This window comes from Psychrobacillus soli (assembly GCF_006861775.1).
Lineage (GTDB): Bacteria > Bacillota > Bacilli > Bacillales_A > Planococcaceae > Psychrobacillus > Psychrobacillus soli.
Map to the genome: position 1 here is coordinate 50,747 of NZ_VDGG01000006.1, position 23,259 is coordinate 74,005.

Annotated in this window: 23 protein-coding genes and 3 riboswitches; of the genes, 9 read left to right on the forward strand and 14 right to left on the reverse strand. The window is 37.7% G+C overall.

All coding sequences use genetic code 11. The features are described 5' to 3' along the window. Positions 1-288: 288 nt before the first annotated feature. Positions 289-1,953, reverse strand: a complete 1,665-nt coding sequence (locus tag FG383_RS04090) for a sulfite exporter TauE/SafE family protein (RefSeq protein ID WP_142605580.1) — start codon at positions 1,951-1,953, stop codon at positions 289-291. A 401-nt stretch (positions 1,954-2,354) separates the two neighbouring features. Between FG383_RS04090 and FG383_RS20820 the strand changes: the two genes are divergently transcribed. Then, positions 2,355-2,519 (forward strand): hypothetical protein, encoded by a 165-nt coding sequence (locus FG383_RS20820; RefSeq protein WP_185907840.1) that lies wholly within the window; start codon positions 2,355-2,357, stop codon positions 2,517-2,519. 48 nt (positions 2,520-2,567) lie between these two features. Here FG383_RS20820 and FG383_RS04095 read toward each other — a convergent pair whose 3' ends face one another. The 3 genes from FG383_RS04095 to FG383_RS04105 all read right to left on the reverse strand — a co-directional run bounded on the left by FG383_RS04095 (position 2,568) and on the right by FG383_RS04105 (position 4,760). After that, positions 2,568-2,882 (reverse strand): DMT family transporter, encoded by a 315-nt coding sequence (locus FG383_RS04095; RefSeq protein WP_142605581.1) that lies wholly within the window; start codon positions 2,880-2,882, stop codon positions 2,568-2,570. After that, positions 2,882-3,223, reverse strand: a complete 342-nt coding sequence (locus FG383_RS04100; RefSeq protein ID WP_142605639.1) for a DMT family transporter — start codon at positions 3,221-3,223, stop codon at positions 2,882-2,884. The genes FG383_RS04095 and FG383_RS04100 overlap by 1 nt, the downstream gene beginning before the upstream one ends. Positions 3,224-3,363: 140 nt before the next feature. After that, positions 3,364-3,464, reverse strand: a riboswitch (guanidine-I (ykkC/yxkD leader). A 42-nt stretch (positions 3,465-3,506) separates the two neighbouring features. Beyond that, the gene (locus tag FG383_RS04105; protein ID WP_142605582.1) at positions 3,507-4,760 is read right to left on the reverse strand and encodes an MFS transporter; all 1,254 of its coding nucleotides are present in this window, start codon (positions 4,758-4,760) and stop codon (positions 3,507-3,509) included. Between the two features lie 346 nt (positions 4,761-5,106). Between FG383_RS04105 and FG383_RS04110 the strand changes: the two genes are divergently transcribed. After that, positions 5,107-5,991, forward strand: a complete 885-nt coding sequence (locus tag FG383_RS04110; RefSeq protein WP_142605640.1) for a putative RNA methyltransferase — start codon at positions 5,107-5,109, stop codon at positions 5,989-5,991. Positions 5,992-6,232: 241 nt separating this feature from the next. Here FG383_RS04110 and FG383_RS04115 read toward each other — a convergent pair whose 3' ends face one another. Both FG383_RS04115 and FG383_RS04120 read right to left on the reverse strand, forming a co-directional pair. Continuing rightward, positions 6,233-6,772: a transcription repressor NadR gene (locus tag FG383_RS04115; protein WP_142605583.1), complete on the reverse strand. Its 540-nt coding sequence runs from the start codon at positions 6,770-6,772 to the stop codon at positions 6,233-6,235. A 20-nt stretch (positions 6,773-6,792) separates the two neighbouring features. Continuing rightward, positions 6,793-7,944, reverse strand: coding sequence for an IscS subfamily cysteine desulfurase (locus tag FG383_RS04120; RefSeq protein WP_142605584.1), 1,152 nt, complete (start codon positions 7,942-7,944; stop codon positions 6,793-6,795). Between the two features lie 106 nt (positions 7,945-8,050). Here FG383_RS04120 and nadB point away from each other — a divergent pair, with 106 nt between their 5' ends. The 3 genes from nadB to nadA are packed head-to-tail and all read left to right on the forward strand — an operon-like array spanning position 8,051 to position 11,571. Then, positions 8,051-9,637, forward strand: coding sequence for an L-aspartate oxidase (gene nadB / locus FG383_RS04125; RefSeq protein ID WP_142605641.1), 1,587 nt, complete (start codon positions 8,051-8,053; stop codon positions 9,635-9,637). Next, a complete protein-coding gene (gene nadC / locus FG383_RS04130) occupies positions 9,606-10,448 on the forward strand; it encodes a carboxylating nicotinate-nucleotide diphosphorylase (protein ID WP_142605585.1) in 843 nt (280 codons plus the stop codon). Before nadB ends, nadC begins: the two co-directional genes overlap by 32 nt. Positions 10,449-10,461: 13 nt before the next feature. Then, positions 10,462-11,571 (forward strand): quinolinate synthase NadA, encoded by a 1,110-nt coding sequence (gene nadA, locus FG383_RS04135; RefSeq protein ID WP_142605586.1) that lies wholly within the window; start codon positions 10,462-10,464, stop codon positions 11,569-11,571. Between the two features lie 295 nt (positions 11,572-11,866). Here nadA and FG383_RS21455 read toward each other — a convergent pair whose 3' ends face one another. The 3 genes from FG383_RS21455 to FG383_RS04145 form a co-directional block, all read right to left on the reverse strand. Then, a complete protein-coding gene (locus FG383_RS21455; RefSeq protein ID WP_281285271.1) occupies positions 11,867-11,992 on the reverse strand; it encodes a hypothetical protein in 126 nt (41 codons plus the stop codon). Positions 11,993-12,088: 96 nt separating this feature from the next. After that, positions 12,089-12,778 (reverse strand): GNAT family N-acetyltransferase, encoded by a 690-nt coding sequence (locus tag FG383_RS04140; protein WP_185907841.1) that lies wholly within the window; start codon positions 12,776-12,778, stop codon positions 12,089-12,091. Then, complete coding sequence (locus FG383_RS04145; RefSeq protein ID WP_142605587.1) at positions 12,779-13,894, reverse strand: mandelate racemase/muconate lactonizing enzyme family protein; 1,116 nt, start codon at positions 13,892-13,894, stop codon at positions 12,779-12,781. A gap of 90 nt (positions 13,895-13,984) precedes the next feature. Between FG383_RS04145 and FG383_RS04150 the strand changes: the two genes are divergently transcribed. After that, positions 13,985-15,220 (forward strand): hypothetical protein, encoded by a 1,236-nt coding sequence (locus tag FG383_RS04150; protein ID WP_142605588.1) that lies wholly within the window; start codon positions 13,985-13,987, stop codon positions 15,218-15,220. Positions 15,221-15,261: 41 nt separating this feature from the next. Here the strand turns inward: FG383_RS04150 and nhaC are convergent, their stop codons facing one another. The 3 genes from nhaC to FG383_RS04165 all read right to left on the reverse strand — a co-directional run bounded on the left by nhaC (position 15,262) and on the right by FG383_RS04165 (position 18,105). After that, positions 15,262-16,701 (reverse strand): Na+/H+ antiporter NhaC, encoded by a 1,440-nt coding sequence (gene nhaC, locus FG383_RS04155; protein ID WP_425467622.1) that lies wholly within the window; start codon positions 16,699-16,701, stop codon positions 15,262-15,264. A gap of 90 nt (positions 16,702-16,791) precedes the next feature. After that, entirely contained in the window at positions 16,792-17,895 is a 1,104-nt protein-coding gene (locus FG383_RS04160; RefSeq protein WP_142605589.1) for an amidohydrolase, read from the reverse strand. Between the two features lie 12 nt (positions 17,896-17,907). Beyond that, the gene (locus tag FG383_RS04165; protein ID WP_142605643.1) at positions 17,908-18,105 is read right to left on the reverse strand and encodes a YwbE family protein; all 198 of its coding nucleotides are present in this window, start codon (positions 18,103-18,105) and stop codon (positions 17,908-17,910) included. Between the two features lie 185 nt (positions 18,106-18,290). After that, positions 18,291-18,404: riboswitch (SAM riboswitch) on the forward strand. Positions 18,405-18,505: 101 nt separating this feature from the next. Between FG383_RS04165 and FG383_RS04170 the strand changes: the two genes are divergently transcribed. Then, positions 18,506-19,330, forward strand: coding sequence for a MetQ/NlpA family ABC transporter substrate-binding protein (locus tag FG383_RS04170; RefSeq protein ID WP_142605590.1), 825 nt, complete (start codon positions 18,506-18,508; stop codon positions 19,328-19,330). A gap of 483 nt (positions 19,331-19,813) precedes the next feature. Here the strand turns inward: FG383_RS04170 and FG383_RS04175 are convergent, their stop codons facing one another. Further along, positions 19,814-20,194, reverse strand: coding sequence for a winged helix-turn-helix transcriptional regulator (locus FG383_RS04175; protein WP_142605591.1), 381 nt, complete (start codon positions 20,192-20,194; stop codon positions 19,814-19,816). Positions 20,195-20,475: 281 nt separating this feature from the next. Here FG383_RS04175 and FG383_RS04180 point away from each other — a divergent pair, with 281 nt between their 5' ends. Further along, positions 20,476-21,192, forward strand: coding sequence for a 3-ketoacyl-ACP reductase (locus FG383_RS04180; protein WP_142605592.1), 717 nt, complete (start codon positions 20,476-20,478; stop codon positions 21,190-21,192). 133 nt (positions 21,193-21,325) lie between these two features. Here FG383_RS04180 and FG383_RS04185 read toward each other — a convergent pair whose 3' ends face one another. Next, a complete protein-coding gene (locus tag FG383_RS04185; RefSeq protein ID WP_142605593.1) occupies positions 21,326-21,580 on the reverse strand; it encodes a hypothetical protein in 255 nt (84 codons plus the stop codon). Between the two features lie 422 nt (positions 21,581-22,002). Beyond that, positions 22,003-22,104, forward strand: a riboswitch (purine riboswitch). 184 nt (positions 22,105-22,288) lie between these two features. On the opposite strand from FG383_RS04185, the gene FG383_RS04190 reads away from it, so the two are divergent. Then, a complete protein-coding gene (locus FG383_RS04190; protein ID WP_142605594.1) occupies positions 22,289-23,227 on the forward strand; it encodes a nucleoside hydrolase in 939 nt (312 codons plus the stop codon). Positions 23,228-23,259 lie beyond the last annotated feature (32 nt).

A 23,259-nucleotide genomic window follows, 5' to 3' on the forward strand; every position in this document is an offset into this window, starting at 1 on the left:
TTTACTCTTCATATTTGCTGATCGCCTTTGAAGCGATGCTATTTTATTACATGACTGTTTGGTGTTGACCGCACCAAGCAGTCTTTTTAATATATCCTGATTATGTTTTTATTATACCATCTAAGTAGGGATTTTCAACCAAGTTGTCGAAAAATTGATACTATAGGAGGTTTAGATGAACAAGCGAGTTTTCATCTTTCTCATCTTATTATTAACAGGCTGTTCTAATATTGATTTACAAAAAAATGTCGACAAGCCCAATGAATTAGGGTTTGTCGACAGTCTTATTTATTCCTTCTCAATTCCTTTAATCGTCACTTCTTTAACAGGTAGGAATAGTTCTCCTGTGTCTAGATATGTTACTTGAACGATATCTCCTTCTGCCATATAAACCGCAAGTGGAGATATTTCGGAAGATACAATATAGTTTTCTTTATTATTGAGTAAGAAAGAAACTTGAGTGAAGTCTCCAACACGTTCCTTGAACACGCGTGCAACTGTACCATTTACCGATTTTTCTTCCGCTTTTGAGCTGCCGTCCACTGAACTTCCACCGCGTTGAATAGCTGTTTTATACAGTTTCAATGCTTCGTTCGGTGTATTTCCGTACACAGAGATTTCCGGATTTGCCGCTGATACGATGAAGTAATTTTGTAAAAATCCATTCGAATCCAGCACTGGAGTTAACCAACTTGCCTCTCCGTAGAAATTGTACAGGACTGGCATTTCCCCTTCCCATTTCTTCTCGATAAATTTCTTTTCAATAATTTGTAGTGCCCCTTGTGAATCCATATACGAATCTTCTAAATTTCCAGTGTAATATGTCGCTTTACCAGTTCGACCATCTGTTAATGAATAACCGAGCATCGAATCGACGCCTTCTTTAGGACTCGTAAAGTCAGTGAAGTAATACATTTGACCATCTTCCCCGAAAATCGGACTAACATTTGCTTCTGTTCCTTCATCAGAAGGCAGCTTCACGTCTTTCTTACCGAACAAACTATTCATAAAACCATGTATATATTTCCCATAATAGCTATTTTGCAGACTAACCGTTTCTGGAGACACCGCTCCATCTATAAATGCCGGAACATCTGACAAAACGTAGGCATCTGTTTGACCGGTGGCAGGGTCTACTGCAACGATTCCCTCTACATCAAAACCGTTACGAGCAGAGATGAATTTCCCATATGAACGGATATAATATGGTTTTCCATCCTCATCGATTTCTAACTGAACATCTCCATAAAATATTTTCGTTGGATGCTTCATACGCATATGTCTTTCTAAATTTTTATGGAAGTAGGAAGACGGTGTGTAAGTCATATCAGCTTCGATAAATTCAGGATTATCGGATGAATCCGTCGCGCTCATCGTAAAATAACCTGGTGTCACATCTCCATTCCACCATTTGAAAAATCCAGAAAACTCTACCGGTGCAATATAAACGTATTCTTCATTGACTTTTTGAATTTGTAAATTTCCTAATTCATAATAACTTGTATTTGGAACTTGCCCAAATGCTTTTTTCATCTTATTTCGTGCAAATTGAGGTGGTACACTTGCAGGCGTTTTCGTTTCATCAAACGCTTCAATTTCTACTTTTTCATCCATTTTAGCTACTTCAAATTTTTTATCTGCATTCCCAAAAGGAGCAAATAACATATAGATTGCAACTACTAAACTGGCTAAGAAAAGCACACCTTTTGCTTTTTGTTCCATTCCTTTTGAAAGAATCATCCCAGCTAATGTAGCGAGTACAAGCCAAGGCCATAAAGCCGTCCAATTTCGGTCTAAATTTGTTAAATAGTATACAATGACCAGTAAAATAAATGTCGAAATCGCTAGACCAATGAGAGAAGACACCATGTCCTTCCTTTTAGCAGTCAAAGGTACGACTAATAATGCAGTAACAATCGCTGCAACTGCCGAAATAATAAAAACAAACGTCATACGATCATCTCTCTTTCTTTTTTTCTACTTAGCTATTATACGGATGGAAGGAAGGTTGGTTTCAGGAAAAATGTCACACAACAAAAAGAACAGAACTTTCAGAATTAAATAGATTTCAGCTTCTACAAATGCTACACTATTAACATATATATCCATGTCTCTATCTTATTATTCACCCCTATTGTCATTTCCTCCTTTGCTACTAGCATATTATTAATTTTGATAGGTACTTAATCCATATTTAATTGATACGAAAGCAAGAAACGGGATCCACTTAACTTTTCTGTTGGTCTTTCTTTAGGTCTTTTCATCATTTATATGACTTTACTTAAGCTGATTAAAGACTATTTAATACTATTATTAGAGAGAAGAAATAAATATATTTCAAAGGAGAAAATTTTATGAAAGCAATAACGGGATTATATATCATCATTGTCTTCATGCAATTTATTACACTAACCAATATTACCTTATTCAATGGAGAATGGAACGGCATAGCAATGGCGTTAAGTACGGGTTTGTTTATTGCTGGTACGGCATTTTACTTTATGAATAGGAAAAAATAAGATAATTTGCTTTTAATGGCGGATTATCTTTGAAGTCACATATTATCGTCAAGATACTAACTTCAAACCTATTGCTGCTCCTAATACCATTGCAATAAAAACAAGTCTTTTCCAATCTTTTTGTTCTCCGTATAAGATCATACCTAAAATAGCACCACCAGATGCACCGATTCCTGTCCAAATGGCATATGCCGTTCCCATAGGAAGAGTTTTCATCGCATATGCAAGAAGTAGGAAACTACCTCCAAATCCAAGAATTAAAAGAACGAGCGATTGCCAGTTACGTTCCTTATGCAATTTGTTAATCATCGCCACACCAAACATTTCAAAAATCCCTGCTACTATTAGTGAAATCCATGCCATTATGACTCATCTCCTTCTTGCACTTTGTCTTTCGTAACTAATTTCAATCCCACCACACCGGCCAATAAAATAACGATCAACAGCATTTTACTTAGTTTGAACGCTTCTCCAAAGAACAAAATTTCCGAGATAACTGTTCCCGCTGTCCCCATTCCGACAAAAATAGCATATACAGTTCCGACAGGAAGCTTACGGCCAGCGACTATCATCAAATAAAAGCTGACGATAATTGAAATAACCGTCCCTGACCAAGTCCAGAAATCATCAGCATGCTTCAAGCCAATCACCCAAAAAACTTCAAAAAAAGCAGCAATATACACTTTCACCCAATCTTTGTTCATCACAATATGAACCTCCTATTTTTCTAAATATCAATAAACAAAAAAGCCTAAGAGAACAGTAAATACAGTTTTTCCTTTTTGTTCACAAAAACCCCTCCAAATTTCAAAATAAAAAAGCCTAGGAGAACTGTAAAAACAGTTTCTCCCAGGCTTTTATCCTTCCGTGACACAGCCATAAGCTGCGAGTTTTCTCTCGGTCACGGACCAACTTACTTATTGCGGAACCCTAGAAAACATTTAACGTATGCAATTAATTTACATTATACACATTTGGAAGGTCATTTCAAGTTTTAGCTTTTGCTAATTGTTTATTTTTCATCTTAAGTTCAATATTTTTTCCATTTACCTCGAAGCCATTTCTCCAAGAGAAAGACACGAATACAGATGCTATGATTAGTATTCCACTAAGTATAAGGAAACAATAAATAATGAGACCTGCTGATACCATACCTGTAAAAATACTAAGTAAAAGAATCCTTAATAGAAGCCCAACCGATCGAAATAAACTATCCACTCTTCCTATTATTTCATTCGGTATGCGGTCCATTAAGAAAGAATTTCGAGCAACACGCGCACCGCTGTTTCCAAGTGCAATAAAAAACATAAGTGATAAGAAGAAAGGTATATTAGCAATAACAATTAAAGAAATAGCAATGGTATAAGTAATAACACTATAAACTATTGTCTTTTCATCCCCCAATTTTCTAGCGATAATAGGAACAATAATCCCCGCACTTACTGCTCCTACCCCATAAACCATACTTTGGATACCGTAAAAACTTCCAGAAGCTTTTAGCACATCCGCTAAATAGACAGGAAACAAGTAATTGGTAATCATAACACCTATAAATGGCATGATCGAAAAAAATAAAAATAAGAACATGGCAGGACGTTTCAACATGTAGGTTAACCCTTCAGTACCTTTTGATTTGGAAATTCCCTTTGTTTCACTCTTCTTAAATCTCACATAAGGAATTTTAATGTACAAATAAATTGCTGCCATATAGGCAAATACATTAAGGAGCAAAATATAGTGCAAATGCCACTTAGTCAGTAAAATGCTAGCTAATGCACCAGCTATGACACTTGATAACTGCCCCTGAACTTCCATTGTGCCATTTAGCGTTTTATATTGATCTTTATTAAAAATTTCTTGATTTAAAGCAAACATCGTTGGGAAAAAAACAGTGTAATACAAGCTTCCTATTATATAAATGATTATATAATGCCAGACCTCATAAGATAGACCTACAAATCCAATGACTGAAAAAAATAGCAACATTATGAAACTTACTATATTGCTCGTTAACAGCAATTTCTTTCGTGACATTTTATCGATTAGATTACCAACTAGCGGAGTAATTAAAAAACTAATAATTGTCATACATATTGTAACGTAGCCAAATACCGCACTCCCATTTTCACTTGATACGAGCATCCACGGTACCGCGATCATCGTAATGCCAGATCCAATAGATGAAGCAATATTAGCAAAAATAATTAGACGGAATCGTGAATCGTTATATAGGTTTTTCATTTTCATGCACCCCTTCTATTGTGAAGTTACCTTGGATCCTAAGTTCACTTGACAAATATTCTTATTATTCTAATTGTAATTCTAATTCCCTATTCTGAATTCAGTCATAGGTCTTGAGTGAGCCTCATACTTATTACTGAACTATTAGGATAGAACTCAGGAAAAAAAGCAAAAACACCTAGTGAACTTCTATTCCTTAGGTGGTTTTATTCTTTATGCTTTTTAACGTCATTTGCAATTAAAAAATAGCCTTGCTACACTATTCATAAACAATCATCCCATATTCTTACTTAAGGGGTTATTCGTTCATTTTCTAAAGAAAATAAGAGGTGTTATTTTGTCTAAAATGACCAATAGAATAAAAAGTTCGCAATATGTCAGTGGATTAGAATCCATTTTTCAATGTCCTATTTGTGACTCATCCATGAGCGTTAATGATTTACAAAGTTTAGTTTGCGTAAATAATCATACATATGATTTTAGTAAACAAGGATATATAAATTTGCTTGCACACCCGATTAAAACAAAGTACGGAAACGATTTATTTGAAGCACGGAGAAGGCTGATTACCGATGGGGCTTTTTTCGAACCAATGAGTCAAGCAATAGCTAATATTGTCCAAAAGAAGCTCGTGATGAAAAGTGATGAAGCATTCATCCTCGATACTGGATGTGGTGAGGGTTCTCATTTGTCTTCTATATGCGATACGGTAAGTTCGGAGTTGGAGAAGCCTGTACATGGAATAGGCATAGATATTTCCAAGGAAGGTATATTAGCAGCAGCTAAAAACTATACAGATAAAGTTTGGCTAGTAGCAGATCTAGCTAAAATGCCATTTCAAGAGGAACAATTTGATATTATTTTGAATATCCTTTCCCCTTCTAATTATGTGGAGTTTAATCGCCTATTAAAAGAGGATGGATTAGTGATCAAAGTAGTCCCTCAAACAGATTATTTAAAAGAGTTAAGAGAGATTGTCTATGATGAACCCGAAAAGCAAGCGTACTCTAATGCAGATACGGTGGATTTATTTAAAGAAAATTTCGAAATGGTGAATACTTCTCCAATACGTTATACGGTTAAATTGGACAATCCGCTCATCCATGCATTAGTTCGCATGACTCCTTTAACTTGGGCAGCTTCCGAAGAAAAGTTGAAGGACTTTTTGGAGAGGGAATCCGCAGAAATAACTGTGGATTTAGAGATTTTGATTGGAAAAAGATTTAGTTGAATGAAAAACACCTAGTAGCACTGATTGCGCACTAGGTGTTTTTTCATTTTTATGCTTCGATTTGACTAATTCCAGAAGCCACAAGCATGCTTTAAACCGATAATCCAAAAAACTTTTTAATAAATCGGCAATGTAAACTTTCACCCAATCTTTATTCACAAAAATCCCTGCAAATAAAGAAGAAAACAATTTGAGATTAACGGTTCCGTACTCTTTGTTACTCAAAAAAAACAGGTATCTGTCATTCGACAAGAATATCTACTTTTCTCAATGCCTCTTCTGCGTTTTTTAATTGAGTTTCATTGTCTGCTAATAGTGTATGAAGGTGGATGCCGCCTTCCGTTAAGTTCAATAGGAAAACTGCTTTTTCTTCGTTAACTTTCTTGATAAATTCTTTTACTTCATTCCGGTTAGACACCATGATGGATGCACTAAGTTCGCCGTATACAGGATGTGCAATTTTAACGTCTTTAACAGTAACCCCGTTATCGACGAGGATGTTCAGTTCCTCTTCGGTCTGTTCCGGAGTATGGCGACATACAATCGTCTTTTTCATTTTTCCAGGAATTTCTTGTACATGCATATATACGTAACCTTGGCTTGTGGAAATAATTGGTTCATTTCGAGCCTTCAAAAGTGTAATATCGCTGACGATAACTTGCCGGCTTACATTAGTCATTTCTCCAAGTTCTCTTCCCGGAATCGGCTTATTGGTAGTTCGTAATGTTTGTACAATAAACTCCAGACGAGCTTCTCCCAATATTTTTTCATTTTCATTCACTTTAATCCCCCCTTGCACTGTCACTTTTTCATCATTGGTGCATGGATTTTCTGTGCAATCTGAACGAGCTTATCCGTTAACGCATCGATGCTCTCCAAAGTTGTTCCGCTGCCAAAAGAAATTCTTATAAACTCCTTTGCTTTTTGCAAATCAACCTGTAACGCTATCAACACTTTCGATGCATGCTGCTGTCCAACCTTGCACGCACTTCCAGTTGAAATAGCAAATCCGTGTCGATTCAATTCTAGCATAACCAACTGGCCCTCCACGTTTTTTATCCCAAGTCCGATGATTTGAGGAAGTTGTTGATCTATATCATTCGACTGATAAACCGTAAATAATTCCGAATGTTTCATAATTTTTTTTAGAAAAGCGTTCCGAAAGGCTCTGTATGTTTCTTGGTGAGTCAATGTTTCTTCCGTTTGTTTAGCTGCTGTTACAAATGCCGCAATACCAGGAACGTTGACTGTACCGCCTCTGAAGCCTGATTCGTGGACGAGTCCTGGGAAAACTGGGACAAGCCGATGGCGTGGATGGATGTACGCTACCCCAACACCTTTTGGTCCGTATACTTTATGGCTCGAAACTGTAAAGCTATCCACGATTTTTGCGACCTTCTTCAAATCTATTTTCCCAAAAGATTGCACACAATCACTATGAAAAAGAATAGAACGTTCCTTTAAGATCGCAGCAATTTTATCAAGCGGTTGCATCGTGCCAATTTCCGGATTGATATGTTGCACGCTGACTAGAATCGTATTACTTGTTAACGCTTCTTCCAATAATTGAAGATCGACAAATCCTTCTTTCGTAAACGGGATTGCCGTCACTGTAAATCCGTCCTCTTTTAAATAGTCAAGTGCCGAATCAACGGAAGGGTGTTCACCTAAAGTTGTAATAATATGTTTTCCTCTATGTTTATTCGCTTTAGCAAGCGAAATGATAGACAATAGATTACTTTCTGTACCACCAGAAGTAAAATATACCCCAGCTGATTCCACACCTAGCATATTGGCAAGTTCTTCACGGCAAAAAGCGAGCATATTTTGCGCTACTCCTCCTATTTCATGTAAGCTGCTTGTATTTCCAAAACACTCTTGAGAAATTTTCCCATAAACATGTGCTGCCTCCGGATGTAATGGTGTCGTTGCTGCATAGTCGAAATAATGCAATGATAATTCCCCCAGATAAAAGTATAAATTCATCTTGCCATAGTTTTTGAAATGTGTAAAGATAGGTGACAAGACACCCGCTATTTTTGGAGGAATGAGAGTGAAAATGTACAATTGCATCATTGTCGGGAGTGGAATTGCTGCTATGCAGCTTGCGAATCACCTAAACAACAAGTCTCGCGTACTTGTTATTACAAAGTCTACGAGACGGGCGAGTAATTCATATCGAGCTCAAGGCGGTATTGCAGCTGCAATTGGAAAAGAAGATACACCGTTTTTTCATTATGAAGATACGATAAAGGCAGGATGTGACTACCATAACGAACAGGAAGTCCGTGTACTCGTTGAAAATGGTCCTGCACTCATTGAACAGTTGAAAAACGCTGGACTTCCATTTGATAAAGATGAAATCGGGCAATTGGCTCTAGGGATGGAAGGCGCTCATAGTCGAAAACGAATTGTTCACTGCGGAGGTGACGCCACCGGAAAACATATGATGGAACATCTCATCGCTTCGATAAGACCGACGATTGATGTAATAGAAAATCGTTTTGTTTACGAGCTCATGATTCACCCTGATTCAAAAAAGTGTATTGGTATTAAAGCGAAAGATCCAGATGGCAATAACGAAGTGTATTTTAGTGACAATGTCGTTCTAGCTGTCGGTGGAATAGGTGGATTATTCTCTTACACATCAAACGATTCTTCTGTTGCAGGAGATGGGGTTGCATTGGCATATCGAGCAGGTGCAGAAATTACAGATATGGAATTCATTCAATTTCATCCAACCCTACTCTATATAAACGGGAAAACAGCAGGATTAGTATCTGAGGCAGTAAGGGGTGAAGGGGCCCGATTGATAGATCAATCAGGAATTGCCTTGATGAAAGGGAAGCATTTACTTGAAGACTTAGCGCCACGTCATATTGTCGCGAAGGAAATATTTCATCAACGTGCGACAGGAAACGATGTCTACTTGGACATTTCAACTATTCACCAATTTGAAGAAAAATTTCCGACGATTACAGCGCTGTGCTCCGTGAACGGGATTTCAATAGAAAGCGGGAAAATTCCGGTAGCTCCCGGCTGTCATTTTCTTATGGGTGGAATCGCCGTCAATTCAGTTGGTCAAACCTCCATTGATGGCCTTTACGCAATTGGTGAAACGGCAGCAACAGGAGTTCACGGGGCGAATAGACTTGCCAGCAATTCCTTGTTGGAAGGTCTTTATTATGGGAAGAAATTGGCGGTTCATTTGAATGAACAGATAGATATGAATGAAACTGGTGTTACTTCTTTTTATCCAATAAAAACATCATCTCTAAACATACCCGTATTCCCAAATAAAGAGGAAATACAAGAAAAAATGATGGCCTACGCTGGGATTATTCGAACACATTCGGAACTTGAGCTACTCAAAAAGTGGCTAAGCGAATACGATTATCCGAGCTTCATGGCTAATTCATTCGATGAATGGAGTATCGATAACATCCAAAAACTATTCATGCTTCAAACTGCAAAGCTTGTAGTAAATGCTGCATTGCTTAGAGAAGAAAGCCGCGGTGCGCATAACCGGAAAGATTTTTCTATGGAGAATAAACGATGGGGGCAATTACATATTGTCCAGTCAAAAAAAGGAATTGAAATGAGGGAACGACAACGTGAACACACTGAAATTGAAATCTATGCTTGAACACTTTTATATAGAGGACATTGGAGACAATGATCTTTCCAGTGATTTTTTATTCCCAGAAGAAGTGACTGGTGAATTGAGTATCATCGCGAAAACGGATGGTATTTTTTGCGGTAAGAAAGTGATTGAAGAAGGATTGCGAGTTGTTGATCATTCATCAACCGCTATCTGTCATATAGAGGATGGCGAGCAGATTAGAAAAGGGACCGTAATCGCTACTGCGAAAGGACCTGTACGTAGCTTGTTAAAAAGTGAACGTGTCATATTGAATCTGATCCAACGAATGAGTGCCATTGCGACCGAGACGCATAGAATTGTGGAAAAGATCAAAGGAACGGGAACGAAAGTGTGCGACACACGAAAAACGATGCCAGGCTTACGCATGCTCGATAAATACGCTGTCCGTACAGGCGGCGGATTCAATCATCGCAACGGATTATATGATGCTGTTATGTTGAAGGATAATCATCTTGCTTTTGCAGGGTCCATTACAAAAGCCATCGAAGCTGTGAGAGTTACTATTGGTCACACCGTCAAAATTGAAGTGGAAATAGAGACGTTTGAACAACTGCAAGAAGCGATTGCAGTTAATGCGGATATTATTATGTTCGACAATTGCACACCCGAAACAATTAAAGAATGGAAGAAGTTTGTTCCAGAAACAATCATTACGGAAGCGTCCGGAATGATCACGAACGATACGATTCGTGATTATGCAGAAGCTGGTGTTGACTATATTTCATTAGGCTACTTGACACACTCTGTCAAAGCTTTAGACATTAGCGCGAACGTAACAATTAGTACAAATTAATGGAGGGATCGACTTGTCTATCTTGCACTATTTCGAAGAGAAAAAGAGCGGTACATTACCCGAATCGTACAGGAACTTATCACGTGAGCAAATGGAAACACGTATTGCGGAGATCAAGCAGCAACTTGGCGAAAAACTTTTCATCCCAGGGCATCACTACCAAAAAGATGAAGTAATTCAGTTTGCTGATACATCTGGCGATTCCCTGCAACTGGCGCAGATTTGCGCTGCCAATGAAAAAGCAGAGCATATCGTTTTTTGCGGCGTCCATTTTATGGCGGAAACCGCTGATATTTTGACGACGGATTCGCAGAAAGTGTATTTACCCGATATGCGTGCAGGTTGTTCAATGGCCGACATGGCGAACATCTTCCAGACGGACCGTGCATGGGATACATTGACAGAAACATTTGGAGACACAGTCGTACCACTTACATACGTCAATTCAACCGCAGCAATTAAAGCCTTCGTCGGTAAAAATGGTGGCGCAACTGTGACTTCATCAAACGCTCATCAAATGGTGAAATGGGCATTCACACAAAAGGAACGCATCTTGTTCTTGCCAGACCAACATTTAGGCAGAAACACTGCATATGATATCGGCATTCCACTTGAGCAAATGGCTATTTGGGATCCGATAAACGATAAACTCGTCTTTGAAGGAGCAATCGAAGACGTTAAAGTGATCTTGTGGAAAGGACATTGCTCTGTCCATGAAAAATTCACCGTCCAAAATATCAACCATGTACGTGAAACATATCCCGACATGCGTATTATCGTACATCCCGAATGCTCACGGGAAGTCGTTTCATTATCGAACGACAGTGGTTCTACAAAGTACATCATTGATACAATGGAAAAAGCAGCACCAGGCAGCCAGTGGGCAATTGGGACGGAAATGAATCTCGTCAACCGCCTTATCCAACAGCATCCAGACAAACAGATTATTTCGTTGAATCCAAGTATGTGTCCGTGTTTAACTATGAACCGAATCGATCTTCCTCATCTACTTTGGAGCCTGGAAAGCATTGTAAACAAAGAAGAAGTGAATGTTATCAAAGTAGACGAGCTAACTGCAAAAGATGCTATTACGGCACTAGAGCGGATGTTGGAAAGAGCATGAAAATGTAAAGTAGGCACAGGTTCTGAAATGAACGGCACTAAAAAAAGTGTAATTGTAATAGAGTTGCTAGGATTTAGCTCATTGGCATTTGCTTTTCCCGAAGGAATCTCATACCGCCGTGATAAATCCTATTATATGCAACAAATAGGTGAACTCGAATTTTCACCTAATTCTTATGATCCTCTTTTCATAACAATAATGCCTTTGCCAAACCGTAGATAATTCTTCCATCATTAAGATAAGCCGCAAGAAGAACATACTCTCTTTTTCTTCTTGCGGCTTATAATTTATTCAACTAATTATGAAAAGCCAATGCCCCTTTTTCCTCGTAAGTCACATAGCATTCTCCGTCTTTTAGCATGATAATCGTTTCGATCCAACCATCTGCTAGTAGCTTTTGCTTTTTTTCTGTGTCAGCCATGTTGATTTCCAACTCTTCATCACCGGATTCCCGCTCTTCATGGAGTTTTTTATAAAATACGTAGCGTAATATATTTGGTTGTCCTTAGCTATCTTTTTACATATACGAACCTTTTTCCTCGTAAGTCACATACCATTCATTCTCTTTTTGCAAAATACCTGTTCCGATCCAACCTTCTGCTAGTAACTGCTGTTGTTTTTCTGTGTCTCCCATAAGAATTTCCAACTCTTCGCTACCGGCTTCCCGCTCTTCATGGAGTTTTTTATAAAATACGTAGCGCAACATGTCTGCGTATTTATTTTTCAATGCACCGATGACCATACCTTGGCTTAACTTGTCTTTTAAACTTGCTATATTAAATGGTGCGACTGTTGCGCATACATGCGTATACGGAGATGCATCTAATAGTTCCATTACGATAGCTCCAAGTTTTTTTTGTAAACCAAATCCACGGTAGTCTGGGTGCACATTTGTAATTTCTTGATAGACAACTTGGCCTAATTGCGCTGTCTTCAGTCCGATATCATAACCAAGGTGATGTTCGTCTATTTCAGGTATCGCTAATGCGCGAAATGCGATTAACTTATCCTCTACGAATACACCTACCATTAGGCTTTTTGAAACAAAATCTTCGTATTCTTCCTTCGTTACTGGCGATAAAAAATCATTGTTTATTAGCGTTCTCAAAACAAGATCCTGGAGGAGTAAAATAGCTTCCACACTGTCTTTTTCCAATAAACGAACTACATAATCTTTTTCTCCGAGCTTACCTGTCCATTCTTTCATTTAAATACCACTTACTTTCGTCTGGAATACAGTTAGCTCTTGTAATATAGACTCGTCTACATCTACTCCAAGTCCCGGGCGTTCATTTAACTGAATGAAAGGCACGTCATAGTGTAGATTTCCAATATCTTTCGAGAATTTTAACGGACCTGTTAACTCGACACTTGTAAATGCTTTTTTCGAAAATGCTACGTGGAATCCTGCTGCTGATCCAATCGAAGACTCGACCATGGAGCCAATTTGACACTCGATTCCTGCCATTTCTGCCATATGAGCTAGCTTCATCGCTGGATAAATACCTCCGCATTTCATGAGCTTAATATTTACTTTATGAGCTGCTTGCTTCTCGATTAGTTCGCGCATATCGCGGAATCCTCTTAAACCTTCGTCCATCATAAGAGGTGTGCTTGTTTTTGCTTTTACTTCAACCATTCCATTGAAATCATCCGCAACTACAGGCTGCTCTAGCCAGTCTAGTCCCAAATGCTCTAATTGACGCATTGCGGTAATCGTATTTGCACTGTTTTTCCAGCCTTGGTTTACATCTACACGAATTGCAATGTCTTTTCCTACTCTTTCGCGTACAGCTTGGATACGTTCTACATCGGCTTGAACTTCTGTTCCCACTTTCATCTTAAACGATGCATAGCCTTCTTTCATACGGCTTTCCGCTTCTGCTGCCATCGATTCAGGTGTGCCGATGCTTAAAACATGTGTGATCGGGAACTTCTCGTGGTAACGCCCACCTAGTAATTGATAGACCGGTACCCCTAATTTTTTTCCTACTACGTCATAGCAAGCAATATCAAGAGCCGCTTTTGCAGCAGGTGCTTGATAGACCGCTTTGTCCATTTTTTCATGTAGACGTTCAAATTCCATTGGATTCTCGCCAATTAGCAACGGTGCTAATGTGTTTTGTAGTAGTGCATATGTTGCTTCCCACGTTTCGCCCGTTACGTGCTCATCCGCAACTGCTTCGCCGTATCCGACAAGCCCATCTTCTGTCGTTAGCTTGACGATAATCGAAGGCATATCATCGTAAGTATGGTAACTAATGATAAATGGATCTACTAAAGGTAATCTTATGGCGAATATTTCTATTTCTTTAATTTTCATTTTATTTTCCTACTTTCTTTACAAGTTTTTATTTTATCGTTATAGTTGTCGTTAAATAGACGTTAATGTTACAAAAAAAGGGGATTTCTTATGGATATTAGAATAGCTGTACTAGGCTCTGCAAACTTTATCGACCGATTAAAAAACCTGGAACATGAATTAGTTTCTACTCGTTTGGATTATTATATCTATCAATCGCCTATTGATGCAACCGAAATAGTAAAAAACATCAAACCTTGCGATGTCGTATTTTTCTCTGGTTCCCTTCCATACATATATGCAAAAGAGGCAAGTAAAAAGTTACCTGTACCGACCCATTATTTAAAACAGGATGAAACAGTGATTACAACAACGTTATTATCCGTTTATTTTTCTAATAATATTCCGATTGAACAGCTTTCGATTGACTTAATCGAACCACAATTAATACAAAATGTATTGGAAGATATCGGGCAACAGAAACAGTATCCACATATGCTAAAAATCGAACCTACTTTCCAATTAAAAGAGGTCGTAAAATTTCATGCTGAATTACACCAAAGCGGAAAAACTGCCCTTGCAATCACGAGTATTCATGCCGTATTTAATGCGTTGCAAGACCAAAATATTCCTGTAATTCGGATGCTAGATTCTAAAAACTTTATCTTAAAAGGACTAGAAGATGCGAAATCTATAGCGCTTTTAGCAAAGAGCGAGTCCGCGAAAATTGCTATTGTATTCATCCAATCAAAAGAAGTAATTCCAGAAGACACATTAAAGAAAATAGCTGGCACGATTCAAGCTAATCTCGTCCAATCAGCTAATCATTTATATACATTCTTTTCTACACAAGGCAATGTGCAGCTAGCACTTGAAAATAATACCGTCCAACATTGGATTGACCTTGCTTCGGCCCCTATAAAAATAGCATTCGGCTATGGAAAAACAGTGATAGAAGCAACACAAAATGCAAAAGATGCTTTGCCGTATGCAGCTGAGAACACTGCTTATTTATTAACCGACCATAAAGAATTACTTGGTCCATACCCAAATAACAAACAGCAAGTACGCTTGAAAACAAATGATCCGAAACTAGTTCAAATAGCAAAAGAAACGACGATGAGTCCCGCAAATTTGTCCAAAATCATGCAATTTAGTCGTTCACATAGCTCTGTTGAGTTTACGGCGAATGATTTAGAAGTCTATTTACAAGTGAGTAGACGTACGACAGAACGATTATTAAAAAAGCTAGTGGATCACGGGTATGCCCGGGTTGTTGGGGAAGAAATGACTTACCAACAAGGACGCCCCCGTTCTATCTATGAATTTAGTTTTCCTACTTATTAATGAAAAGGAAAGTTCAATAATACTGAACTTTCCTTTTTCCTTTATACTTCCATCGCTTCTTTTTGTTGTAAAGCTACTATTTCTGCTTTCGATAACTTCTGGATGGTGAAACCAGTTACTGCATACCCAATAGATAACAACGGAACAACATAATTTAGTACAGCGTATGGAGCGTACTCAAATGCCCCAACCCCTAGTGTCCCTAATATGAAGACACCACAAGTATTCCAAGGGATGAATACAGACGTTAACGTTCCACCATCTTCTAAAGCACGCGAAAGGTTTTTCGAATGTAATCCCATTTTTGTATAAGCAGTTGCAAACATTCGAGATGGTACAACAATTGAAATGTATTGCTCGGAACATGTTGCATTTGTAGCAAAACAAGCTAGTATCGTTGATGCAACTAGCGAACCAGCTGATTTCGCTAATTTTAATATTTGGTTCATCATGGATTGTAGCATACCAGAATACTCTAAAATCCCTCCAAATGTCATCGCAACAATTGTCATTGATACTGTGTACATCATCGAATCTAAACCACCACGATTAAACAAATCATCAACCATCGCATTTCCAGTTTCAATAACAAATCCACTTTGAAGTGCTCCTATTGCTTCTCCAATAGTCCCACCTTGTACTAGTACTTGTGCTATTGAACCAAGGATAATTCCTATAACTAATGCAGGAATTGCTGGAACCTTTCTGGAAACAAGTACAATAACCGCTATTGGTATTAACAGTAACCATGGAGAGATGACAAAGCTTTTTTCTAGCATGAAAATCGTTTGTTGAATACTCTCCTGATCTATATTGCTTTCTTTATATTTCATCCCAAGTAAACCATATACTGTTAAGGCAATAATGACTCCTGGAACTGTAGTAAATAGCATATGACGAATATGTACAAACAAATCAGTACCTGTTAAACCTGCCGCTAAATTCGTCGTATCTGATAAAGGGGACATTTTGTCACCAAAATAAGCTCCTGAAATAACAGCACCAGCAATAATAGGTGCCGGAATCCCCATGCTAAGTCCAATCCCCATTCCAGCAACGCCGATTGTTCCCATCGTGGACCAAGAACTACCGATAGCCAACGCAACAATCATACATATTACACAAATCGTTATTAAAAAAAATGCCGGCGTTATTATTTTCAGACCATAAAAAATCATCGTTGCTACCACGCCGCCGCCAATCCAAGAACCGATCGTTAATCCTACTAACATAATAATAACGACCGCTGGTAATGCTAATTTAATTCCCTTGTACATCATTTCTTCAATATCATTCCACTTAAAACCATGCTTCCACGCTACTAATGCAGCAACGGATGTCCCAATGATCAATGGTATATGCGGTCCTTGCTCTAAAACAACGACTGCTACAATCATACATAAAATCATCACAAGCAATGGAATCATAGCCCATAGCAAAGACATTTCTTTTTTAGAAACTACTTTCTCTTTTTCTCCCATACAAAATCCCCCTTAAGACTATGTAGACAATTTAGAATCGTCGCTAAATAGTCGTTAATAGGATAATTTTATAGCTTAACTAATTTATCGTCAATTGTTTTTAGCACTATTTGAAAGCGTTTTCGCTATAACTTTTGCACCAATTGCAAGTGCCCCGTAGTTAAACGTCATATTCGGATGATGTAAACCTGGTGCTAGATCTGCTCCAATACCAATCATTGCAGCTTTCACTTCGGGATGTCTAATCGTATAAAAGTGAAAGTCATCGCTTCCAGAAGTAATCACTTCTTCTGCGAGGTTTTCCATTCCCACTACTTCGATAATTCCTTCTCTCGTCATAGCTGCTGCATCTTTGGAAACTTCGGCTCCTGGCGTGATGTCTTCCCATTCCCACTCTATTTCTATATCAAATAATTGTTGAATGGCGTGTAAGTCTTTTTCAATTTGGTCTTTCATTTGAAATAAAACAGCATTTTTTTGTGCACGTGCATCAATTGAAAATGTTGCAGTACCCGGAATAATATTCGCATTTTCTCCACCTGCTTGAATTTTTGTCAGTTTCGCAGAATACGCTTCGAATGGGGAGAAATAAAGATTTTTCAGTGCTTGATGAATGGCTACTGTCACATCAATGGCATTTTTCCCTTGATGTGGGCGTGCACCGTGCGCATCAATTCCACTAATTTTTCCTTCTAAAAACATCGCTGCTCCGTGATGAATTGCCGGAGATACTTTCCCGAAAGGAAGCTCTTCAATTGGACGTAAGTGCACACCAAATAAATGCGTCACGTCTTCCAACGCCCCTCGATCAATCATCGCATTTGAACCATTTCCTTTTTCCTCTGCTGGCTGGAATATAAAGCGGATGCGCTTATTTAGCTTTTCATCTTTCAGTAATAATAAAGCTCCTAAAACCATGGAAATATTCGCATCGTGTCCGCATGAATGATTGGCACGAAATTCGCCATCCACTTCTTGCCAAAGTGCATCGATATCCGCACGAACAGCAATGACTTCGTCGCCTTCTCCAATTTCAGCCAGTAACCCCGTCACATCATCGAAACGGCGATATGACACTTGTAGCGCATCTAAAATTTCTGCAAGTTTATTCGTTGTTTCGTATTCCTTCCAGCTAATTTCCGGGTATTTGTGGAAATGATCAAACCATTGTAATATTTGCGATTCTACATTCATTTTTTACGCTCCTTATTTTTCGATAATTTCACATACTCGTCCTACTTGTCCGTCGGTTAATCGAACTTTTATGCCGTGTGGATGGAAGGATGAGTTTGTAAGCAAGTCCTTCACGATACCTTTCGTTTTTTGACCTGTTCGTTGGTCTTTTTTCAAAATAATATATACTTCTAATCCTGGTTTAACGTCTTTTCTATTTTGTCCGTTCATCATGATTCACCTCTTTTTGTATCTTATCATTTCCATGCTATATATACACTGTTATGCAAGACAAGTAGTTCAATAAATACAGCAAACAATACCAATCATAACTATAATTTTTTGAATTTTACATTGACGAAGTCACCCTGGTCAAGTATAGTGATTTACATTAATAAAAATGAAATAATTTTTATCTCTCATGAAGAGTAGCAGAGGGACTGGCCCGTTGAAGCTCGGCAACCAACCATATGTTTAAGTGTGGAAAGGTGCTAAATCCTGCAAAACGATACCGTTTTGAAAAATGAGAGAGGACGTTTGCATATCTTCAAATTGCTAATGAACCTCTCATCTATGAGAGGTTTTTATTATATCTACAACAAACAAGAAAACAACAGATAGGGGAATAATGATGAAAAAGTGGTTATTTACAGGATTACTCATTTTAGTTTTAACAGTACTCGCTGCTTGCGGTGGTAAGGAAAAATCAGAGGAAGCAAATGAAGACTTATTAAGTGACGGTGTTCTAACAGTCGGCGTAACTGCTGGACCCCATGAAGAAATCGTTGAAAAAGTGAAAGAACTGGCAGAAATAGATGGTCTAAAAATTGAACTACAAGTGTTTTCTGACTACGTAATGCCTAATGTTGCTTTAGCCGAGAAAGAGATTGACTTGAATATTTTCCAAACGATTCCTTTCTTTGAACAAATGAAAAAAGACCGTAATCTGGATCTCGTTGCTGTAGGTAAAACAGTCACTTTCCCAATGGGCATTTACTCCAATCAAGTAAAAGATGTTAACGAACTGCCAGATGGTGCGAAAATTGGATTGCCAAATGATCCAACACAAGGTGGACGTGCACTAATGCTATTTGAAAGTGCCGGTATGATTAAGATCAAAGAAGGTCTAGACACTAATGCTACAATCCATGATATTACAGAGAATACGAAGAACTTCCAATTTATTGAACTTGATGCAGCACAAATTCCCCGTCAATTGAATGAACTTGAAGCTGCAGCTATTAATACGAACTTCGTAATAGATGCTGGTCTATCGCCAGCAGATGATTCCATTTTTATTGAGTCAAAAGATTCTCCATTCGTGAACATTATCGCTGCCAGAACCGAATCAAAAGATGAAGAAGTAATTCAACAATTTGTCGATTTGTATCGTTCGGAAGAAGTGAAACAATTTATCGAAGAAAGATTTGATGGATCCCTCATTCCTTCTTGGTAATAAAATGACTTTCTTCTATCGAACATTCCAAGCTGGAAGTAGTACTAGTAAGAAAAAGAAGCGAATATTGTTTTAACTATTAACGATTCCGGTTTAATATATTTGAGTACAGATTTGTTTGAGATGTAATATTCATAAGATTTTTCTTAAAATAGATTAAAAACCACCAATTTTTGGTGGTTTTCGCTTTATATTTCTCACACTAAGGGTACGTTTGTTCAATAAGAAAAAAGGGTTGCCTAAGCAACCAAACCTCATGATTTTTAACTAAAGCCCCCTTTATTTGAAGTAGAAATTAGACGCTTGTTCCACAATGACGCCCAATTATGGGACAAGATAAAACTTAAATCTCTTTCTGTCTTTTTAACATAATAAGGAATAAATCCAAGATTTTTTATCCAACAAAGTATCCTTTTTATATTCATTATAACTTTTGTTTATAGCTCAGGTAATTTAGATCATTAGAAATAATCTCATTTTTTCTTATTCAACCTGGTTGTTTTCTTGTTTAATTTGATCTATCCTCTTTTTTCCCCATTCATACATCATCTCCACGATTGGTAATAACGTCATCCCTAGTTCAGTCATTGAATATTCTACTTTCGGTGGAATTTCTGGAAACACTTCTCTATGAACAATTCCATCTTCCATCAGTTCACGTAATTGGTTTGTTAATATCTTATGAGATATTTTCGGAAACAGTCTTTGAAGTTCGCTGAAGCGATGTGGTCCTTCTACACCTAAATGCCACAAAATAACAACTTTCCATTTCCCACTAATAATCGATAAGGTAAGTTCTTTTTCACAATGATAATCCTGCTTTATTATTCTCTCTTTTATCTCTTCTCTTAATTTATCCGACATAGAGCTAACTCCCTTTCATATAAGTAAGTAACCTTTTGGTAACCTCCGCACAAAAAAGTGCATTCTTCACAATGTAGAAAACCTTAAGTAGAATGAAGTTAGTATTAAAGACAAATCTTTATCTATTTTAGGCGGCAAACATTTATGAGTAAAACAATGTTATTAATTATATCACCAGAGTAGTTTTATCAAACTCACCTTACTTAATTATTAAAATGTTTTAGTTTAATACACTTTATTTCGTCTAAAATAAAACTATCCCATCTAAAGGAGCAAAAAATATGCAAACGATCGCAGGAAAAGTGGCGTTAATTACAGGTGCAGGACGTGGAATTGGACGCGCAACAGCACTAGCTTTTGCCAAAGAAGGTATTCACGTAGGTCTTGTTGGACGTACGCTTGATAACTTACAACAAGTAGCAGAGGAACTTAAACAGTATGATGTGAAGGTAGCATACGCTTGTGCAAATGTAGCAGATTTAAATTCTATCACAGCAGCAGTTGAATCGATTCGTGGCGAGCTTGGCGCACTCGATATTTTAGTAAACAATGCCGGCATTTCAAAATTCGGTAGCTTCATGGACTTAACACCTGAAGAATGGACAAATATTATCGATGTCAACGTAAAAGGTGTGTACTACACAACACGTGCGGTATTACCAGAAATGATAGAGCGCAACACAGGAGACATCATTAATATCTCATCAACAGCTGGTCAGAAAGGGGCACCTATTACAAGTGCATACTCGGCTTCAAAAGCTGCAATTATCGGACTAAGTGAGTCATTAATGCTTGAAGTACGTAAGAAAAATATTCGTGTTACAACGTTAACGCCAAGTACGGTTGCAACAGATATGGCTGTCGAGCTAAACTTAACAGACGGCAATCCAGAAAAAGTGATGCAAGCAGAAGATTTAGCAGACTTAATGGTTGCACAGCTAAAACTTCATCCACGTGTTGTATTAAAACATGCTGGACTATGGTCGACGAACCCTTAATAGAACTATTCGAAATATCAAGGCGCTATCTGATCTATTTTGGATAGCGTCTTCCATTTTTAGATTAATATGCTCTAATAGCGGTACTGCCAACCCGTCTATCACATGGCCAACATCACGAGCATACGTTCAATTATTGAATCCATTCCATTACAAACAGTTTTTGTTCCTTCGTATTGGAAATTGCAAGTATGTAGCTATTATCTTCTCCTAATTTATAAAAGAAACTATCATAAATATTATAAGTCACTGGATACGCTTGAAATAATCTTTTAATATTTTGCGCATCATTTATATTAGTCACACTTTTTAGAAAGTTTTCAAAGGGGTTTGAAACTGTATCAAAGGTTTCTCTATTAATAGGTGTCCAACCATCTTTCTCCTTCAACTTATTTTCAATAGACCTATAATGAAGAACAATAAAGGTCTCCCCTTCACTTGGAAAACCACCACTTGTATTAAATCTGTTTCTATCTTACTTGGTCTAGGGGCCACAAAGTCCCAATTCAATTTCCATTCAATAGATTGTGAAAAATAATTCCAATCAAAGATTACAAACCCTACCAACACTAGTGAAATTGTGATCTAAATGATTGTTTTATTTTTATATAATTTATCCTCTATTCCGAAATGGAATTACCATTTTATCGTTTCTCTCCGAAATTTAGTGCTCTAAATTAATATTCTCCATTCAATCGAAAAGTTCCTTGTACTGTTAAACTGTCGGTCTTATTTAAGTACATCCCTCTCAAATGTATAAATTTGGATTGTAATTTTTATTGACTAAACCATATGTAGTAGTTATTATAAAAAAACAATGTCGAATTATGTCGTATAATGTTGGGAATATGGCCCAAAAGTTTCTACCAAGCCACCGTAAAGGGCTTGACTACGAGTTAATTGTTATATGGATGAAGGATTCAAACCCTTCCTCCGTATTTACATATGCCCTAGTCAACGCTCCGGTAGAAATCGGAGCGTTTTTTTCGTTTAGGAAATAATTCTTTTCAAGAATGTTAAAACTAAAATGCGAAATGGTATGCCAGGCATTCGTAAGTAGTATAAATTAAATTCAATACGAGAGGATCGATGAGTAATGAAAAAGAAAATATACTTTAATCATGATGGAGGCGTTGATGATCTTGTTTCGTTGTTTTTATTAATGCAAATGGACAACGTTGAACTAACTGGTGTATCCGTCATTCCAGCTGATTGTTATTTGGAACCTGCGATGTTTGCCAGCCGAAAGATTATGGATCGCTTTGGACATGGTAGTCTTGATGTAGCAGAATCAAATTCTCGCGGAAAAAATCCATTCCCAAAAGATTGGCGTTTGCATGCTTTCTTTGTTGATGCTCTGCCGATTTTAAATGAATCCGGTAAAATTGATACACCAGTAGCTGAAAAACCAGCACATCTTCATATGATAGATGCCATTCACGCATCGGCTGAAAAAACAACCCTTCTATTCACTGGCCCACTTACAGATCTTGCTCGCGCATTAGATGAAGATCCTTCAATTGAGGAGAAAATTGAACGACTTGTTTGGATGGGTGGTACATTTCGTGAAACAGGAAATGTGGAAGAGCCCGAACATGATGGTACAGCTGAATGGAATGTGTTCTGGGATCCTGAGGCAGCAGGGCGTGTATGGGAAAGCAGCATAGAAATTGATTTAGTGGCTCTTGAAAGTACAAGCCAAGTACCACTTACGGAAGATATACGTAAACGCTGGGCATCTGAACGTAAATATTTAGGTGTTGATTTTATTGGTCAATGTTATGCGATGTGCCCACCACTGGTTCACTTCACAACTAACTCCACATACTTTTTGTGGGATGTTTTAACTACAGCGTTTGTTGGTAATCCTGATCTTGTAAAAGTGAAAAGCGTTAATAGTATCGTTCATACAAATGGACCGAGTCAAGGTCGAACAGAAGAAACAGCTAATGGGCGTCCTGTAAATGTGGTTTATGATGTTGATCGCGACGCTTTCTTCGATTACATTACTCAGTTATCCAAAAAAGTAAACTAAATCGTCTAAATGTTAAATAACCGGTGAACTTA

Coding starts and splice junctions, on each gene's coding strand:
- FG383_RS04140 (WP_185907841.1), bottom strand. CDS start 12,778: ATGAAAGAATGGACAGGTAAGCTCGGAGAAAAAGATTATGTAGTTCGT.
- FG383_RS04170 (WP_142605590.1), top strand. CDS start 18,506: ATGAAAAAGTGGTTATTTACAGGATTACTCATTTTAGTTTTAACAGTA.
- FG383_RS04190 (WP_142605594.1), top strand. CDS start 22,289: ATGAAAAAGAAAATATACTTTAATCATGATGGAGGCGTTGATGATCTT.
- FG383_RS04175 (WP_142605591.1), bottom strand. CDS start 20,194: ATGTCGGATAAATTAAGAGAAGAGATAAAAGAGAGAATAATAAAGCAG.
- FG383_RS21455 (WP_281285271.1), bottom strand. CDS start 11,992: ATGGCTGACACAGAAAAAAAGCAAAAGCTACTAGCAGATGGTTGGATC.
- FG383_RS04105 (WP_142605582.1), bottom strand. CDS start 4,760: ATGAAAAACCTATATAACGATTCACGATTCCGTCTAATTATTTTTGCT.
- FG383_RS04145 (WP_142605587.1), bottom strand. CDS start 13,894: ATGAAAATTAAAGAAATAGAAATATTCGCCATAAGATTACCTTTAGTA.
- FG383_RS04095 (WP_142605581.1), bottom strand. CDS start 2,882: ATGGCATGGATTTCACTAATAGTAGCAGGGATTTTTGAAATGTTTGGT.
- FG383_RS04100 (WP_142605639.1), bottom strand. CDS start 3,223: ATGAACAAAGATTGGGTGAAAGTGTATATTGCTGCTTTTTTTGAAGTT.
- FG383_RS20820 (WP_185907840.1), top strand. CDS start 2,355: ATGAAAGCAATAACGGGATTATATATCATCATTGTCTTCATGCAATTT.
- FG383_RS04150 (WP_142605588.1), top strand. CDS start 13,985: ATGGATATTAGAATAGCTGTACTAGGCTCTGCAAACTTTATCGACCGA.
- FG383_RS04090 (WP_142605580.1), bottom strand. CDS start 1,953: ATGACGTTTGTTTTTATTATTTCGGCAGTTGCAGCGATTGTTACTGCA.
- nhaC (WP_425467622.1), bottom strand. CDS start 16,701: ATGGGAGAAAAAGAGAAAGTAGTTTCTAAAAAAGAAATGTCTTTGCTA.
- nadB (WP_142605641.1), top strand. CDS start 8,051: ATGTACAATTGCATCATTGTCGGGAGTGGAATTGCTGCTATGCAGCTT.
- FG383_RS04180 (WP_142605592.1), top strand. CDS start 20,476: ATGCAAACGATCGCAGGAAAAGTGGCGTTAATTACAGGTGCAGGACGT.
- FG383_RS04160 (WP_142605589.1), bottom strand. CDS start 17,895: ATGAATGTAGAATCGCAAATATTACAATGGTTTGATCATTTCCACAAA.
- FG383_RS04110 (WP_142605640.1), top strand. CDS start 5,107: ATGACCAATAGAATAAAAAGTTCGCAATATGTCAGTGGATTAGAATCC.
- FG383_RS04165 (WP_142605643.1), bottom strand. CDS start 18,105: ATGAACGGACAAAATAGAAAAGACGTTAAACCAGGATTAGAAGTATAT.